The organism is Streptomyces sp. NPDC048297 (genome assembly GCF_043201585.1).
In the GTDB taxonomy this organism is placed as follows: domain Bacteria; phylum Actinomycetota; class Actinomycetes; order Streptomycetales; family Streptomycetaceae; genus Streptomyces.
In genome coordinates this window covers 190,195-205,836 of sequence record NZ_JBICZA010000011.1, presented here as the reverse complement: position 1 = coordinate 205,836, position 15,642 = coordinate 190,195, and the positions used below count along the sequence as shown (strand labels likewise).

The 15,642-nt window shown below is 72.0% G+C and carries 12 protein-coding genes; 3 read left to right on the top strand and 9 right to left on the bottom strand.

All coding sequences use genetic code 11. The annotated features are described in order from the left end of the window. Nucleotides 1-111: 111 nt before the first annotated feature. Nucleotides 112-2,214 (bottom strand): SpoIIE family protein phosphatase, encoded by a 2,103-nt coding sequence (locus tag ACGFYV_RS14950; RefSeq protein WP_393878787.1) that lies wholly within the window; start codon nt 2,212-2,214, stop codon nt 112-114. Between the two features lie 157 nt (nt 2,215-2,371). On the opposite strand from ACGFYV_RS14950, the gene ACGFYV_RS14945 reads away from it, so the two are divergent. Further along, nucleotides 2,372-3,793 carry a lipase maturation factor family protein gene (locus tag ACGFYV_RS14945; protein ID WP_393878786.1) on the top strand — a complete coding sequence of 474 codons (1,422 nt, stop codon included), beginning with the start codon at nt 2,372-2,374 and terminating at the stop codon, nt 3,791-3,793. Between the two features lie 21 nt (nt 3,794-3,814). Here the strand turns inward: ACGFYV_RS14945 and ACGFYV_RS14940 are convergent, their stop codons facing one another. From ACGFYV_RS14940 to ACGFYV_RS14910, 7 genes are all read right to left on the bottom strand, one after another. Further along, the gene (locus tag ACGFYV_RS14940) at nt 3,815-4,648 is read right to left on the bottom strand and encodes an amidohydrolase family protein (protein WP_393878785.1); all 834 of its coding nucleotides are present in this window, start codon (nt 4,646-4,648) and stop codon (nt 3,815-3,817) included. A 43-nt stretch (nt 4,649-4,691) separates the two neighbouring features. Further along, complete coding sequence (locus ACGFYV_RS14935) at nt 4,692-5,660, bottom strand: aldo/keto reductase (RefSeq protein ID WP_393878784.1); 969 nt, start codon at nt 5,658-5,660, stop codon at nt 4,692-4,694. Next, nucleotides 5,657-6,415 (bottom strand): SDR family NAD(P)-dependent oxidoreductase, encoded by a 759-nt coding sequence (locus ACGFYV_RS14930; RefSeq protein ID WP_393878783.1) that lies wholly within the window; start codon nt 6,413-6,415, stop codon nt 5,657-5,659. The genes ACGFYV_RS14935 and ACGFYV_RS14930 overlap by 4 nt, the downstream gene beginning before the upstream one ends. Then, on the bottom strand, nt 6,412-7,752 hold the full coding sequence (locus ACGFYV_RS14925) for an L-fuconate dehydratase (protein ID WP_393878782.1): 1,341 nt from the start codon (nt 7,750-7,752) through the stop codon (nt 6,412-6,414). The genes ACGFYV_RS14930 and ACGFYV_RS14925 overlap by 4 nt, the downstream gene beginning before the upstream one ends. 134 nt (nt 7,753-7,886) lie before the next feature. Then, entirely contained in the window at nt 7,887-8,912 is a 1,026-nt protein-coding gene (locus tag ACGFYV_RS14920) for an ABC transporter permease (RefSeq protein WP_393878781.1), read from the bottom strand. 10 nt (nt 8,913-8,922) lie between these two features. Further along, the gene (locus ACGFYV_RS14915) at nt 8,923-10,428 is read right to left on the bottom strand and encodes a sugar ABC transporter ATP-binding protein (RefSeq protein WP_393878780.1); all 1,506 of its coding nucleotides are present in this window, start codon (nt 10,426-10,428) and stop codon (nt 8,923-8,925) included. Continuing rightward, the gene (locus ACGFYV_RS14910; protein WP_393878779.1) at nt 10,425-11,492 is read right to left on the bottom strand and encodes a sugar ABC transporter substrate-binding protein; all 1,068 of its coding nucleotides are present in this window, start codon (nt 11,490-11,492) and stop codon (nt 10,425-10,427) included. The genes ACGFYV_RS14915 and ACGFYV_RS14910 overlap by 4 nt, the downstream gene beginning before the upstream one ends. Nucleotides 11,493-11,655: 163 nt before the next feature. Here ACGFYV_RS14910 and ACGFYV_RS14905 point away from each other — a divergent pair, with 163 nt between their 5' ends. After that, complete coding sequence (locus ACGFYV_RS14905) at nt 11,656-12,384, top strand: FadR/GntR family transcriptional regulator (protein ID WP_393878778.1); 729 nt, start codon at nt 11,656-11,658, stop codon at nt 12,382-12,384. Nucleotides 12,385-12,513: 129 nt separating this feature from the next. Here the strand turns inward: ACGFYV_RS14905 and ACGFYV_RS14900 are convergent, their stop codons facing one another. Beyond that, nucleotides 12,514-13,920 carry a DUF1254 domain-containing protein gene (locus ACGFYV_RS14900; RefSeq protein ID WP_393878777.1) on the bottom strand — a complete coding sequence of 469 codons (1,407 nt, stop codon included), beginning with the start codon at nt 13,918-13,920 and terminating at the stop codon, nt 12,514-12,516. Between the two features lie 202 nt (nt 13,921-14,122). Between ACGFYV_RS14900 and ACGFYV_RS14895 the strand changes: the two genes are divergently transcribed. Beyond that, nucleotides 14,123-15,610, top strand: coding sequence for a DUF1254 domain-containing protein (locus ACGFYV_RS14895; RefSeq protein WP_393878776.1), 1,488 nt, complete (start codon nt 14,123-14,125; stop codon nt 15,608-15,610). Nucleotides 15,611-15,642: the final 32 nt, after the last annotated feature.

Below are 15,642 nucleotides of genomic sequence, written 5' to 3'. Positions count from 1 at the left end.
CCATCCGGCACCGGCGGCGGACAGCGGACAGCGGACGGGCTGTGCCCGGAACCGCAGTCGTCCGTGTTCGTCAGTCGTCCGTGTTCGTCAGTCGTCCGTATCGGTCAGCCGTCACTGTTCGTCCCCGGTGTCCGGGGCCGGGGCCGGGGGCGCCACCCGGAACTCGCACCACACGGCCTTGCCGCCGCCGCGCGCCTCCACGCCCCACGCGTCGGTGAGCCGGTCCACGAGGAGCAGGCCGCGTCCGGAGACCCCGTCCTCGCCCGCCTCGCGGCGGCGCGGCAGGGCACTGGAGGAGTCCTCGACCTCGACGCGCAGCCGGCGGTCGCGGCCCTCCAGGGCGCGCAGGGTGACGATGGCGGAGCCCTCGGTGTGCATGAGCGCGTTGGTCATCAGCTCGTCGGCGACGAGTTCGATCTCGTCGGCCCGGTCCCGGGCGCCCCAGGTGCGGACCGCCGCGCGGATCATGTGCCGGGCCTGGCGGAGGGCCTCCGGGTCGCCCGGGGGCACGTGTCTGCGCAGCCGGCCCGCCGCGCGCGGTGCCTCGGGCGAGCGGCGGCGCAGCAGGAGCAGGGCGACGTCGTCGTCGCCGCCGCGCTCCTCGGCCACCGCGATCAGCCGCTCGGCGAGTTCGTCCACGTCCTCGGGGCCGGCGGTGATGAGCGAGGCCAGGGTCCGCATGCCGTCGTCGAGGTCGGTGCCGGGCTGTTCGACGAGCCCGTCGGTGCACAGCATCAGGGTGTCACCGGGGTCGAGGTCCAGGGTGGTGACGGGGTACTCCAGCCGGCCGAACTCGGCGGACAGGCCGAGCGGCAGCCCGCCCTCGACCGGGATGCGCCGGCAGGTGCCGTCGGCGTACCGCAGGAGCGGGTCGATGTGCCCGGCCCGGACCATCTGGACGACGCCGGTGGACAGGTCGGCCTGTGCGTACAGGCAGGTGGCGAAGCGTTCGGTGTCGAGTTCGTGCAGGAAGACGGAGGCGCGGGCCATCACGGTGGCCGGGGTGTGTCCCTCGGCGGCGTAGGCGCGCAGCACGATCCGCAGCTGGCCCATGACGGACGCCGCGTGGGTGTCGTGGCCCTGTACGTCGCCGATGACCGCGCCGACGCGGCCGCCGGGCAGCGGGATGATGTCGTACCAGTCGCCGCCGATGTCCCGGCCGAGGGCCGCCGAGCGGTAGCGCACGGCCACGTCGGCGCCGCGGACGCTGGGGATGGTCCGGGGCAGCATCGCCTGCTGCAGGCCCTGGGCGAGGTCCTTCTCCTGCTCGTAGAGCATGGCCCGCTGCAGGCTCTGCGCGATGGTGCTGCCGAGGGCGACCAGGACGGCCCGCTCCTCGTCCGAGAAGCCGCGGCGGTCGTAGTAGAGCAGGCCCATGGCGCCGATGGGGCGGGCCTGGGCGATCAGAGGCAGGTAGGCGGCGGAGGTGATGCGCAGCTCGGTGATGTGCGGCCACAGGATGGGGTAGCCGTCGGCGAACTCCTCGGGGGTCTCGATGAAGCGGGGGCTGAGGGTGCGGACGACCTCGCTCATCGGGTACTCCTCGTCGACCCGGGTGATCAGGGTGCCGGGCACGAAGCTGCCGGCGGGACCCTCCGAGACGAGCCGGATCCGCCCGGCCTCCACCAGACCCATGACGATGCTGGCCACGCCCAGGTCGCGCATGTCGCGGGTGTCCTTGAGGACGTCGATGACGTCCTGGACGCTGCGGGCGTGAGCGAGGGCGGCGGTGATGCTCTGGACGACGCTGCTCTGCCGGCGGAAGGCGTCGCTCTCGGCCGCGCGCAGGCTGTGCGCCTCGGTGTCGGCCAGCTCCGCGGTGGCGTCGCGGACGATGCCGATGATCCGGCGCGGCCGGCCGGTCTCGTCGCGCTGGATGTGGCCCTGGGTGTGGGTCCAGCGCGCGGTGCCGTCGCGGCAGCGGATGCGGAAGTAGGAGCCGTAGTTCTCGCTGCCGTCCTTGATGGCCTGGGCGACGACCGCGTCCAGCCGGGCGGCCTCCGGCGGCGGCACCCGGCTCACCAGGGACTCCGGGCGGCCGTCGAACTCCTCGGGGAGCAGGTCGTACACCTCGTGGGCCTGGGCGTCCATGTGGAAATGCCCCGTGTCCAGGTCCCAGTCGAAGCTGCCCATGCCGTTGAGCGCCAGGATCGGGTCCGGGTGGGCGGGCCAGTCATCCGGGAGTGACAGGGCGCTCGCTCCCCGATCAACCATGGGCCCACCTTGCCAGGATTTGTCCGATTCTTCGAGCGGGACGATCCTCCCTCCGGGGTGACGCGGGCGACCGGGTGCGGTACACACGGTGACGGCGTGGAACGGTCGCCGTGGGGGGCCGCCGGGGTGGTCACAATGGAGGCAGGAGCGCACGGACGTGGACTGGTTCACCGCACCCGAGTACTGGCTGAGCCGGCTGGTCTTCCAGCGGGCCCTGGCCGCCGTGTACCTCGTCGCGTTCCTGACGGCCGTCTCGCAGTTCCGGCCCCTGCTGGGCGAGCGCGGCATGCTGCCGATCCCCCACTACACGCGCCGGATCCCCTTCAAGCGGGCCCCGAGCCTGTTCCAGTGGCACTACTCGGACCGTTTCTTCGCGGCCTGCTCCTGGGCGGGCTGCGCGGTGTCGGCGGGGCTGCTGGCCGGCGTGGACGGTCTGCTGCCGCTGTGGGGCGCCATCCCGCTGTGGCTGGTGCCGTGGGCGCTGTATCTGTCGATCGTGAACGTGGGCCAGACGTGGTACGCCTTCGGCTGGGAGTCGCTGCTGCTGGAGACCGGTTTCCTCGCGGCGTTCCTCGGCAACGGCACGGTGGCGCCGCCGGTCGTCGTGCTGTTCCTGCTGCGCTGGATCCTGTTCCGGGTCGAGTTCGGCGCAGGGCTGATCAAGCTCCGGGGCGACGCCTGCTGGCGGAAGCTGACGTGCCTCTACTACCACCACGAGACGCAGCCGATGCCGGGCCCGCTCAGCTGGTTCTTCCACCATCTCCCACGGCCCCTGCACCGGGCGGAGGTGGCCGCCAACCACGTCACCCAACTGGTGGTGCCGGTCCTGCTGGTCACCCCGCAGCCGATCGCCTCGGGCGCCGCCGCGCTGATGATCGTCACCCAGCTGTGGCTGATCGTGTCCGGCAACTTCTCCTGGCTGAACTGGATCACCGTCGTCCTGGCCCTGTCCGCGCTCCGGCTGCCCACCACCGCACCACCGGTGCCCGGGGCACCGCTGTGGTACGAGGTCCTGGTGCTCGCGGTCGGCGCGCTCCTGCTCTCGCTGAGCTACCACCCGGTGACGAACATGATCTCCCGGCGCCAGGTCATGAACCGCTCCTTCGACCCGCTGCACCTGGTCAACACCTACGGCGCCTTCGGCAGCGTCAGCCGGATCCGCTACGAGGTCGTGGTCGAGGGCACGCTGGACGACGTACCGCGGGAGGACTCGCACTGGCGGGAGTACGAGTTCCGGGGCAAACCCGGTGATCCACGGCACTGGCCGCGCCAGTTCGCCCCCTACCATCTGCGCCTGGACTGGCTGATGTGGTTCGCCGCGCTGTCGCCGGCCTACGCCGGGGAGTGGTTCGGCGGCCTGGTGGAACGGCTGCTGGTGGCCGACCGCGACACCCTGCGGCTCCTGCGCCGCTCCCCCTTCCCACCGGACACCCCGCCCCGTTTCGTGCGCGCCCGGCTGTTCCGCTACCGCTACACCACGTGGCGGGAGCTGCGGGAGACGGGCGCGTGCTGGGAGCGGGTGTACGTACGGGAGTACCTGCCGCCCACCCGGCTGGCGGGGTTGTCCGAGAGGCTGTGAGCGGCACCCGGGCCGGCCGCGTCACAGGGCGTAGACGCGGGCCGCGGTGTCCTCGAAGACCGCGGCCTTCTCCTCCGCGCCGAGGCCGGCGGTCAACTCCTCGGCCAGGTCGAGGACTTCCGCGTAGGTGGCGTCCGGCGTGCACACCGGCCAGTCGGAGCCGAACATCAGGCGGTCCGGGCCGAAGGCGGCCAGGACGGTGTCGGCGTACGGGCGCAGGTCGTCGACGGTCCCGGAGGCGGGGCCGGCCTCGGTGACCATGCCGGAGAGTTTGCAGACGGTGTTGGGCAGGGCGGCCAGGGCCCGGACGGCGGTGGCCCAGGGTTCGAGGGCGCCGGAGGCGATGGGGGGTTTGCCCAGGTGGTCCAGGACGAAGGTGAGGTGCGGATGCGCCTCGGCGGCCCGCACGCAGGCGGTGAGCTGGTGGGGCAGGACGATCAGGTCGTAGACGAGGCCCGCGTCCGCGACGGCGGCGAGGCCCCGGTGGACGTCCGGGCGCAGCAGCCACCGCGGGTCGGGTTCGCCCTGGACCTGGTGGCGGATGCCCTTCAGCCAACGGCCGCCGGGGAGTTCGCGCAGGCGGCCGAGTTCGTCGGCGACGTCCGGGCGGGTCAGGTCGGTCCAGCCGACGACCCCGGCGACCAGGTCGTGCGTGTCGGCCAGCGCGAGGAACTCGGGGGTCTCCTCGGGGACGGTGACCGTCTGGACGAGGACGGTACGGGTGACCCCGGCCGCCCTCGCCTCGGGTTCGAGGTCGGCCAGGGTGAAGTCCCGTCTGAGGGGGCTGGTTTCGGCGATCCAGTCCTGGTCGCGCACCGCGAGGTCCCAGACGTGGTGGTGGGCGTCGACGGTCATGGCAGCTCCCGGTCCGTGCGGGCCTTGGTGTGCGGGGCGGCTCTCATGAGGGCTCCTCGGGGGGAAGCAGACCGGTGGCGCGCAGATCCTGCCAGAAGGCGTCCGGGACCGGCGTCCCGAACTGCTCGGCGCAGTCGTGGACTTCGGCCGCCGAGCGGGCGCCGACGAGGACGGCGGCGACGGCCGGGTGTGCGGCGCAGTGGGCCAGGGCGGCGGCGCGCAGGGTGATGCCGTGCCGGTCCGCGGTCTCCTTCATCCGCAGGGCGCGGTCCAGCAGGTCCCGTGGCGCACGGGTGTAGTCGTACGTCGACTCGGGTGTCGGGTCGGCCAGGAGGCCGGAGTTGAAGGCGCCGCCGATGACGACCGGCACGCCCCGTGCGAGGGCCGCGGGCAGCAGGTCGGTCGCCGCGCTCAGGTCGAGCAGGGTGTACCGGCCGGCGCACAGCACCACGTCCACGTCCGTGTCGCGGACGAACCGGGTGAGCATCTCCGTCTGGTTCATGCCCGCGCCGATCGCGCCGACGACGCCCTGCGAGCGCAGCTCCTCCAGTGCGGGGTAGCCCTCGCGGAAGGCCTGTTCGGCGTGGTCGTCGGGGTCGTGGAGGTAGACGACGTCGACACGGTCGACGCCGAGCCGCTCCAGGCTCGCCTCCAGGGTGCGGCGTATGCCGTCGGCGCTGAAGTCCCAGACGCGGCGCTGCGTGGCGGGGACGGCGAAGCCGCAGGCCAGGTCGTCGCCCGTGCCGTCGGCGGGTTCCAGGCGCCGGCCGACCTTGGTGGAGAGCGTGTACGCGGCGCGGTCGTACTCGCGCAGGGCCGCGCCGAGGCGTCGTTCGGACAGGCCCAGGCCGTAGTGGGGTGCGGTGTCGAAGTACCGGATGCCCTGTTCCCAGGCGGCCCGGACGGCGTCGTGCGCCTGCTCGTCGCTCACCGGCGTGAACAGGTTGCCGATCGCGGCGGCGCCGAGGCCGAGGCCGCCGACCTCGACGCCGCCCTGGCCGAGGGCGGTCATCGGCCGGCCGCCGGACGCAGTCGCAGGCCCTGCATGCCGCCGTCGACGGCGAGGGCGGTGCCGGTGGTGGCTCCGGAGTGGGGTCCGGCCAAGTAGGCGATGGCGGTGGCGACTTCGGCGGCGGTGACCAGGCGTCCGGTGGGCTGGCGGGCTTCCAGGGCGGCGCGTTCCGCGACGGGGTCGGGGGCCGCGTCCAGCAGGCGGCCGACCCACGGGGTGTCCACCGTCCCGGGGTTGACGCAGTTGACGCGGATGCCCTCGCGGACGTGGTCGGCGGCCATGGCCAGGGTCAGGGAGTACACGGCGCCCTTGGTGGCGCTGTACAGCGCACGCCGGGGAAGTCCGGCGGTGGCGGCGATGGAGCAGGTGTTGACGATCGCCGCGTGCGCGGAGCGCCTCAGGTGCGGGAGGGCGGCGCGGGAGGCGCGGACCATGCCGAGGACGTTGACGTCGTAGACGCGCCGCCATTCGTCGTCGTCGTTGTCCTCCACGGTGCCCTGGGCGCCGATCCCGGCGTTGTTGACGAGGATGTCGAGCCCGCCGAGGGCCTCGGCCGCCGCGCCGACGGCCGTGCGGACCGAGGCGTCGTCGGTGACGTCGGCGGACAGTTTGAGCAGCGGCTCGTCCACGGTGGAGGGGTCCAGGTCGAGGACGGCCACCTGGGCGCCGTGTGCCGTGAGGAGGTCGGCGGTGGCCCGGCCGATTCCGGAGGCCCCGCCGGTGACCAGGGCCTTCAGGCCGGCGAAGTCGCTCATGCCGCCCGTCCCTTCTGTGTGTCGGGGTCGGCGGCCCAGAAGGTGCCGCCGGGGAAGGTGTACCGCGCGATGGACTCGGGGCGCATCTCCGCCGAGAAGCCCGGCGTGGCCGGAGCCGTGTAGTGGCCGTCGCGGATGACCACGGGGGAGACGAAGTGCTCGTGGAGGTGGTCGACGTACTCGATGACCCGGTCCTCGGTGGTGCCGGACACCGCCAGGTAGTCGAACATCGAGAGGTGCTGGACGAGTTCGCACAGGCCGACCCCGCCTGCGTGCGGGCAGACGGGGACGCCGAACTTGGCGGCGAGGAGCAGGATCGCGAGGTTCTCGTTCACGCCGCCGACGCGGACCGCGTCGATCTGCACGATGTCGACGGCCGCGGCCTGGAGCAGTTGCTTGAACACGATGCGGTTGGGCACGTGTTCGCCGGTGGCGACCTTGACGGGCCGTACCGCGCGACGGATCGCCGCGTGCCCGAGGACGTCGTCGGGGCTGGTCGGCTCCTCCATCCAGTACGGGTCGAACTCGGCGAGGGCGCGGGTCCAGGTGATCGCCTCCGCCACGTTCCAGCGCTGGTTGGCGTCGACGGCGAGACGGATGTCGGGGCCGACGGCCGCGCGGGCCAGACGGCAGCGCCGTACGTCGTCGTCGAGGTCGGCGCCCACCTTCAGCTTGATCTGCCGGAATCCGTCGGCGACGGCCTGGGCGGCGAGCCGGGTCAGCTTCTCGTCGTCGTAGCCGAGCCAGCCCGGGGAGGTGGTGTAGGCGGGGAAGCCGCGCTCCAGCAGCCGGGCCCGGCGCTGCGCCGCGCCCTGTCTGCCGCGGCGGAGCAGGTCGAGGGCCTCCTCGGGGGTGAGTGCGTCGGTGAGGTAGCGGAAGTCGACCTGGCTGACCAGCCATTCCGGTTCGGCGTCGGCGAGAAGCCGCCACAAGGGCTTTCCCGCCCGGCGCGCCGCCAGGTCCCACACGGCGTTGACGACGGCCCCGATCGCCATGTGCATCACCCCCTTCTCGGGTCCCAGCCAGCGCAGTTGGCTGTCGCCGACGAGGTCCCGCAGGAGTGAGCCGGGGTCGGCGCACAGCGCGTCGGCGTCGCGGCCGAGCACATGGCCCCGCAGCGCGTCGATCGCGGCGACCTGGACGTCGTTGCCCCGCCCGATGGTGAAGGTGAAGCCGTGTCCCTCGTGGCCGTCGGCGGCGTCCGTGCGCAGGACGACGTAGGCCGCCGAGTAGTCGGGGTCCGGGTTCATCGCGTCGGAGCCGTCCAGCTCGCGCGAGGTGGGGAAACGGATGTCGTGGGTGTCGACCGCGGTGACGCGGGCGGGGGCTCGGGACACTGAAGTCCTTTCCGTCAGGGGGCGGTGGAGGGCGCGCCATGCGACGGTGGACGGCGCGCGGGTGTCCGCGAGGGACTCGGCGAGGGGCTCGTCGGAGGAGCCGGCGGAGTGCCCGGCAGGGGGCAGCGGGGGCTTCAGTCCTGGGCCCGGCCCGTCGTCACGCGGGCGATGACGAGGGCGACGAGGATGATTCCTCCGTAGATGGCCTGGATCCAGAAGGACGGCACCTGCGCGAGGGTGAGCAGGTTCTGTACGACACCGAGCAGGAGGACGCCGGTGAGGGCGCCCGCCATCGTGCCCTTGCCGCCGTCCAGGCTGATGCCGCCGATCACGGCCGCGGCGAACACGGTGAAGATCATGTTGTTGCCCTGGTTGGCGCTGATCGCGCCGACGTAGCCGGTCTGCAGGAGCCCGCCGACGGAGGCGAGGACGCCCGCGACGACGAACACCCCGAGCATCACGCGGTCGACGCGGATACCGGCCGCGCGGGCGGCGTCCGCGTTGCCGCCGATGGCGTACAGGGCGCGGCCGACGCGGTGGTGGCGCAGGACGACGCCGGTGACCGCGAAGGCGAGCGCGGCGAGCCACACGGACATCGGGACGCGCAGGAAGGTGCTGGTGGCGAGGGTGAAGAACGCGTCGGGCATCCCGAACAGCGTCTTGCCCTTGGTGGCGCCGACCAGCAGTCCGCGCAGGACGATCAGCATCGCGAGGGTGACGATGAAGGCGTTGAGCTTGAACTTCACCACGAGGATGCCGTTGAAGGCGCCGATCGCCGCGCCGACGACGAGGATCGCGGCCAGGGCGAGTCCGGTGGACCACTCGGTGCCCCAGCCGGACTGTGCGGCGGGCAGGACCAGCAGGGCGCCCACGGCGGGGGCGATGCCGACGACCGATTCGAGCGACAGGTCGAACTTGCCGGTGATCAGGACGAGCGACTCGGCGAGCACCACCATCGCCAGGGCCGCCGAAGCACCGAGGATCGAGATGATGTTGCGCTCGGTCAGGAAGGAGTCGTTGACGAAGGCGCCCAGCACCATCAGCAGCAACAGGGCGGGGACCAGGGCGAGTTCGCGGGCCCGGCGGAGCAGGACCGCACGGGCCTGCCCGGCGCCCTGGAGCGTGACGGGCGTGCGCGGCGGGGCCTTGGTGTCAGCCATGGTCCACTCCTCAGCCATGGTCCACTCCTTCGATGGATGCGATCAGCTCGTGGTCGTGCCAGCCCGCCGGATGCTCGGCGACGATCCGGCCGTGGAAGAGGACGAGGACTCGGTCGCAGCGCCGCAGGTCGTCGAGTTCGTCGGAGACGACGAGCACGGCGGTGCCGTCCTCGCGGGCGCTGTCCACGCGGGCCAGCAGCGACTCCTTGGACTTCACGTCGACGCCCGCGGTGGGGTTGATCAGGACGAGCAGCCTCGGTTCCGAGGCGAGGGCGCGGGCCATGACGACCTTCTGCGCGTTGCCGCCGGAGAGATCGGAGACGGGCTGGTCGGGGCCCTCGGTGTGGATGTCGAGGCGTGCGATCAGGTCGGTGGCGACCGCGCGCTTTCTCCGGGTGCCGACGAACCCGTGGCGGCCGAGGCGGTCCAGCACGCTGAGGGTGGCGTTGTCGCCGATGCTCATCGCGGTCACGAGGCCCTGCTCGTGCCGGTCGCGGGGCACGCAGCCGACGCCGGCCGCGAGCGCCGCCCCGACGTCCCCGAACGGCAGGGGGCGGCCGTCGATCCGGGCCGTGCCGCGCATCGGGGTGTGCAGTCCGGCGAGGGACTCGGCCAGTTCGGTCTTCCCGCTGCCGCTGGATCCGGCGAGTCCGACGACCTCGCCGTGCCGGACGGCCAGGTCGATGTCCTGGTACGACGGCGACGCGAGGCCCTGCACGTCGAGGGCGACCGGAGCGTCGGCGGCGACCGCGTCCCGCGCGTCTACGGCGTGCTCGGCGACGCGCTCGCCGGCCATCGCCTCCACCAGCGCGGCCCTGGGCAGTTCGGCGACGGGGGCGGTGGTGATCCAGCGGGCGTCACGCAGCACGGTGACCGTCTGGCAGACCTCGTACACCTCCTGGAGGTGGTGCGAGATGAACAGGAAGGTGACCCCGGAGTCCTGGAGGGCGCGCATCCGGCCGAAGAGCCGCTCGATCTCCCGGTTGTCGAGCTGGGCGGTCGGCTCGTCCAGGACGATGAACCGCGCGCCGAAGCTCAACGCCCGTGCGATCTCCACCATTTGGCGGTCCTCGACCCGCAGGTCCGCGGTGCGGGCCGCCGGGTCGACGCGCACGTCCCAGGTGGCGAGCAGTTCCGCGGCCTCGGCGCGCAGCCGGCGCCAGCTGATGAGCCCGCGCCGCAGCGGCTGCCGGTTGATGAACAGGTTCTCGGCGACGCTCAACTCGGGGACGACCGTGGGCTTCTGGTACACGCAGGCGACCTTGCGGCGCCAGGCGTCCCGGTCGGCGAGCGGGGGTGCGCTCTCGCCGTCGAAGCGTACGGTGCCCCGGTCCGGCGCCTGGAGCCCGGTGAGGACGTTGACCAGTGTGGACTTGCCGGCGCCGTTGCGGCCGACGAGTGCGTGGGACTCGCCGGGCCGCACGGTCAGCCGGCCGTCGGCGAGGGCGACCGTGGGGCCGTACCGCTTGACGATGCCCTCGGCCTCGACAAGGGCTTCAACACGAGGTGCGCTCATGTGACCGTGTTGCCCCAGAGCTTGGGGTCGTCGACGTTCTCCTTGGTGACCAGCGGCGCGGGCAGCTGGTCCTCCAGGATGCCGCTGGGCAGCTTGACGATGGTCGAGCCGTGGTCGGTCGGACCCGGCTCGAACGTCTTCCCCGCCATCGCCGCCTTGATGTAGTACATGCCGTACTTGGCGTAGGCGTCGGCGGGTTGGGAGACGGTGGCGTCGATCTGCCCCTTGCGGATGGCGTCGAACTCCTGCGGGATGCCGTCGTTGGAGACGATGACGATGTGCCCCTTCTGCCCCGCCGTCTTCAGCATGTTCTTCGCCTTGAGGGTCTGCAGCGTCGGCGCGAGGTACACGCCTCCCGCCTGCATGTAGATGCCCTTGATGTCGGGGTCGGCGCCCAGCAGCGTGTCCAGCTTGGCGGCCGCGGTGTCGGACTCCCACTTGGCGGGGATCTCCAGCACCTTCAGCTTCGGGTACTTCTTCTTCACGCAGGACCGGAAGGCCTCGGAGCGGTCACGGCCGTTGACGGAGGCCAGGTCACCCATGATCTGCACGACCTTGCCGCTGCTGACGTGCTGTCCGAGGTACTCGCAGGCCTTCTCGCCGTAGGCGACGTTGTCGGCCCGCACCACCATGGCGACCTTGCCCTTGTCGGGCGCGACGTCCACGGCGACGACGGGAACGCCCTTGCGTTCGGCCTGGTCGAGTCCGGCCTGGATGGCGGCGCTGTCCAGCGGGGCGACCACCAGGCCCTTCACACCCTGGTTCAGCTCGTTGTTGATGTCGGTGATCTGCTGCGAGGGATCGCTGTTGGAGTTGACCGTCTTCAGCGCGTCGACCCCCTCGGACGTGGCCATCTTGGGCACGTAGTCGTTGTACGACTGCCAGAACGGAGAGGTCAGCAGCGGCAGGATCACCCCGACCTTCCCGGAGCCGCCGCCACCACCGGCACTCGCCTCGTCCTTCGTGCTGCCGCATGCGCTGAGCATGAGCGTGGCGCCGACGGCCAGAGCCACCACGCCGGTGATCCGTGACCGCTTGCGCTTCCTGGCTGTACTGGCGGGCATCCGCGGCTCCTCGTCGGGGGCGTTCGAGCAGTTGCCAGAACATTTATCAGACCAATCTCTCGCCGGAACACCCCCAGGAGCCTGATTTTGCGGTGTGCTGCGCAGGGTGGTCCGACCACTTCGGTGATTACACTGCGACAGACCCGGACACTGGAGGAGCGGCATGGACAAGACGGACCAGCCGAAGGGCACCGTGACCCAGCGCGCGATCGAGCGGATCAAGGCGATGATCGCCGAGGGCTCACTGGAGCCGGGCCAGCGTCTGCCCACCGAACGGGACCTCGCGGCCCAACTGGGCATCTCCCGCAGCTCGATGCGCGAGGCGATCCGCGCCCTGACGGTCCTCGGCGTCCTGGAGGCCCGGCACGGTTCCGGCATCTACGTCACCGCGCTGGAGGCTGGCGACCTGCTGGAGACCTTCGGTGTGGTCGCCGATCTGTCCCGGGGGCCGCGCCTGGTGGAACTGCTGGAGGTGCGCCGGGTCCTGGAGGCCACGGCGACCGCACTGGCTGCCGCCCGCATCACCGAGGACCAACTCGGCGAGGTGGAGAAGCACTTGGAGGCGATGAACGCCACCGACGACCCGGAGGAGATCCTCGCCCACGACCTGGCCTTCCACCGCGAGATCGCGAACGCCGCCGGCAACGAGACCATGGCCGCCATCCTCGACGGCCTCTCCTCCCGCACGTTCCGCGCCCGCGTCTGGCGCGGCTACCAGGAGGAGGGCGCCTTCACCCGCACCCGCCGCGAACACGCCGCCATCCACCGTGCCCTGGCCGCCCGCGACCCGGAGGCCGCCCGCGCGGCTGCCGCCGCGCACGTGGGCGAGGTGGAGGAGTGGCTGCGGGCGCAGCTCGGGGCGGCGGAGGTTCCGCGGGCGAGCGGGAGCTGAGGGCGCGGGTGGCGAGTGGGCGCCGAGGGCGCGGCAGGCGAGTGGGAGCCGAGGCCGCCGGAGCCGACCGGGGCAAGCGGCCGAGGGTACCTGTCGTCCCGTGAGGCGGACGGGCGGCCGGACGGACGGTCAGTGTGAGCCGGTCGTCCTTCTGACCGCCGGGGGCTGCCAACTGCCGTCGTATGCCGCCGGTTCGGGCCAGTACGCGCGCAGGTAGAGCGAGAAGCGTCCCGTGGGGGCGGGCAACCAGTTGGGGAGGTTCTCCTCGCCGGCGGGCGGCCGGGCGCCGGCGTACAGGGTCAGGGAGCCGTCGTCACCGTTGCGCAGGCCCTTGTTCTTGGTGCCCAGGGAGTAGCGGTGCAGTTCGTTGGGGTGGAAGAAGTGGTGCTCGTTGTAGAGCGTCACCGACCAGAAGCCCTTGACGGGCGGGAGTGCCCCGGCGGCGAAGGTGAGCGTGTAGCCGTTCTCACCGGTGAGCAGTTCTCCGTCGTCGTCCAGGTCCTGGTAGAAGTAGGCCGTCTCGCGCGGCGGGTTGACGAAGATGTTGGCCCTGGCCATGGCGGTGCGGCTGAGGTAGTCGCCGCCGAACTGCGCCCCGTTGCGCTGGGTGCTCCAGTGGTGGCCGAGCGGGATGCCGATGTTCCGGAACTCGAACAGCTCCCGCACCAGTGTGGAGTCCGCGTCGACCGCCGCGTCCCGCAGCGCCATGGCCGCCTTCGGATCACGCGCGGCCTCCCCAACCAGCGACCGGAGCACTCCGTACAGGGCCTCTTCGCCGGGGCGCGGGGGCACCTCGTCCAGGACGGCGGGGAGGATGTCGAAGAACGTGTGCGGGTCGACCCACTGGGTCTCCCGCTCCCCGCCGGTCGCGTTCCCGGCCGGGAAGGCCGGCGCCTGTGACCAGTCGGTCGTGCGCGGCTGCCCGGTGTACTCGTCCAGGGGGTAGGCCATGATCCGGTTCACCAGCGGCTGGATCGCGGCGCGGTCCTCGTCGGTGTCGTTCAGGAAGACCCGGGGGATGCATGCCGCGATCCGGGTGTCGTACCGGAACACCTCGACGATCCCCTCCGGGGTCCGCCCGTCCCATCCGGCGGGGGCGAGCAGGTAGCAGCCCGGCTCCGTGCCGTACATCGCCCCGAGCCGGGCGAAGGCCTCCGTACGCTGGTCGACCACCTGATAGACCCAGAACCGGCCGCCGAAGTCCGGGACCTGGACCACCGTCGGCCCGCGCCGCGCGTCCAGGATCCCCAAGCCGTAGGCCACGTCCTGGTTGGGGCAGGCCACGATCCGCTCGTCCGGCGCGATGTAGTCGTGCAGCATCCCGAGCGTCCCCGGCGGCCCTGCCGGGATCACGCCGCCGAGCAACCCGGGCGAGGGCACCCGCTCCATGAGCCCGAGCCGGTTGTGCATGTTCACCAGCGGCCAGCCCCACAGGTAGGCGGCCCGCCCCATGGTGCGCAGGTAGTCACCGGTCATGCGGGCCCCGGACACCGGCGGTGCGAGCCCTGCGGAGGGGTCGGCTGCGAAAGGGGTCATGAGCCGACGTTACGGGCGCCGCGGCGCCGGCACCCGGTCTGACTAGCCCGTCCGAAGACCGCCGGCTCCGACGGGGTGCTCGCGCACCCCCGCAGGGCACGCCGGGCACGCCGGGCACGCCGGGCACGCCGGCGGACGATTCACCCCTTAAGATCCGATTTATTCCGCTCTGGCTTCCCGGCAGTACCGGAGGTGCCCGCCGATGACGTCCTCGCTCGACCGCTACCGGGAACTGGCCTCGCTCCCGTTCACCGGCGGGTATCCCACGGACGCGACCGCGCGGACGCTGGAGGACGAGTTGTTCTTCCAGCGTGCCGTGCAGGTGTATCTGTGGGCGCTGCCGGCCGTGAACATGTGCGCGATGCGCGACGGCCTCGGCCGGGAGTTCGGCTACGGGTACCAGGTGATGTCGGTGTTCGAGAAGCGGCTGAAGCCGCGCACGATCATCACCACACCCAACTGCGACGTGATCTACGGGATGGCGTTCGCGGACCTGGGCGAGACCGGGCCGCTCGTGGTCGAGGCGCCGCCGGGCATCCAGGGCCTGGTGGACGACTTCTGGCACCGGCCCCTCACCGGGCCCGTCATCGACGGCGTGCGCTACCGCGGCGACATCGGCCTGCCCGGCCCGGACCACGGCAAGGGCGGCAGGTACCTGATCGTCCCCGAGGAGCACGAACCGGAGCGGGCGGGCGAGTACGACGGGTACTTCGTCTACCGCAGCCGCACCGACGGCGTCTTCTTCCTGCTGCGCGGCTTCTTCACCTCGGTCGACGACCTGTCACCGGGCATCGCGGCGATCGAGGGCATGCGCATGTATCCGCTGCGTGGGGAGGCGGCACCGATGCGCTACGCGCACGCCTCCGACGTCCCGGTGGACGCCCTGTTCCCGCGTGACCTCTCCTACTTCCACCGGCTCGACGCCTTCGTCCAGGCCGACCGGGTCGACCGGGTCGATCCCTACATGCACGGCGCCCTGTCCGCCCTGGGCATCCGCAAGGGCCGTCCGTTCGATCCGGCACCGCGTCAGCGCGAACTGCTGGAGCTGGCCGCGCGGACCGGCTGGAAGACGGCCAAGACCCTCGCCGCCGGTTTCGACCGCGAACCTGGGGCCCTGTGGTGGGACGACCGGCGGTGGGTGGCACACGCCAAGACCGCCCAGGACGACTTCTGGCACACCCTGCTCGACGAGGAGTTCCGCGACCGCGCCACCGGCCACACCGATGTCGACGCCAAGGCGCACATGTTCGTCAATCACTACTCGATCAGCACCGGGATGATGAGCTCCGTCGTCGGGTTCGGAGCGAAGTACGCCGGTGCCTACCGCGACCACGACGGCGACCTGCTGACCGGCGGACGCACCTACCGGATCGACCTCCCGGCCGACCCGCCGGCCCGGCTGTTCTGGTCCCTGACGCTGTACGACGCCGAGACCGCCGCCGAGGTCGACGCCGAGGGCCAGACGTACTCCTCCCTCAACGGCATGAACGACATCGTCTTCGGCGAGGACAAGTCGGTCACCATCCATGTCGGCCCCGAGCGCCCCGAGGGCGCCGGCAACTGGATCAGGACCGTCCCGGGCCGCGGCTGGTTCGCCCTCATCCGCTGGTACGGCCCGGAGCAGGCGTTCTTCGACCGGCGCTACAAGCCCGGCGACTTCGTGAAGGCCGTCGGCCGCGACGCGTCCTGATCAGCGGCGGCACCTGGCGACGGGTGACGGGC

Coding starts and splice junctions, on each gene's coding strand:
- ACGFYV_RS14950 (WP_393878787.1), bottom strand. CDS start 2,214: ATGGTTGATCGGGGAGCGAGCGCCCTGTCACTCCCGGATGACTGGCCC.
- ACGFYV_RS14940 (WP_393878785.1), bottom strand. CDS start 4,648: ATGACCGTCGACGCCCACCACCACGTCTGGGACCTCGCGGTGCGCGAC.
- ACGFYV_RS14935 (WP_393878784.1), bottom strand. CDS start 5,660: ATGACCGCCCTCGGCCAGGGCGGCGTCGAGGTCGGCGGCCTCGGCCTC.
- ACGFYV_RS14930 (WP_393878783.1), bottom strand. CDS start 6,415: ATGAGCGACTTCGCCGGCCTGAAGGCCCTGGTCACCGGCGGGGCCTCC.
- ACGFYV_RS14920 (WP_393878781.1), bottom strand. CDS start 8,912: ATGGCTGACACCAAGGCCCCGCCGCGCACGCCCGTCACGCTCCAGGGC.
- ACGFYV_RS14915 (WP_393878780.1), bottom strand. CDS start 10,428: ATGAGCGCACCTCGTGTTGAAGCCCTTGTCGAGGCCGAGGGCATCGTC.
- ACGFYV_RS14910 (WP_393878779.1), bottom strand. CDS start 11,492: ATGCCCGCCAGTACAGCCAGGAAGCGCAAGCGGTCACGGATCACCGGC.
- ACGFYV_RS14905 (WP_393878778.1), top strand. CDS start 11,656: ATGGACAAGACGGACCAGCCGAAGGGCACCGTGACCCAGCGCGCGATC.
- ACGFYV_RS14900 (WP_393878777.1), bottom strand. CDS start 13,920: ATGACCCCTTTCGCAGCCGACCCCTCCGCAGGGCTCGCACCGCCGGTG.
- ACGFYV_RS14895 (WP_393878776.1), top strand. CDS start 14,123: ATGACGTCCTCGCTCGACCGCTACCGGGAACTGGCCTCGCTCCCGTTC.